The organism is Pseudomonas sp. HY13-MNA-CIBAN-0226 (assembly GCF_040310305.1).
Classification (GTDB): domain Bacteria; phylum Pseudomonadota; class Gammaproteobacteria; order Pseudomonadales; family Pseudomonadaceae; genus Aquipseudomonas; species Aquipseudomonas gregormendelii.
In genome coordinates, this window is sequence record NZ_JBEOPS010000221.1 from 1 (window position 1) to 276 (window position 276).

The following is a 276-nucleotide window of genomic DNA, read 5'->3' on the forward strand; positions in this document are numbered from 1 at the left end:
GGGCACGCATTACACCAGTAAGAAATTTGCTGAATCAATCGATGATTGCGACGGTATGACACAGAGTATGAGCCGTCGTGGAAATTGTTGGGATAACGCCCCAACTGAGCGCTTCTTTAGAAGCTTCAAAACAGAGTGGATGCCAAAGGGCGGTTATGAGAATATCGCTGAGGCTAAAAGTGCCATTAGTGATTATATCTGGGGCTACTATCAAACCGTGAGACCGCACACTTTCAACAATTATTTAACACCAGCTGAAACAGAAAGACGTTACTT

1 protein-coding gene is annotated in these 276 nt (G+C 44.2%); it reads left to right on the forward strand.

Annotated features, from left to right (window positions below; all coding sequences use genetic code 11):
- Positions 1–276 (forward strand): integrase core domain-containing protein (locus AAEZ05_RS28500; RefSeq protein WP_350649937.1); only part of this gene is annotated, 276 nt, incomplete at both ends.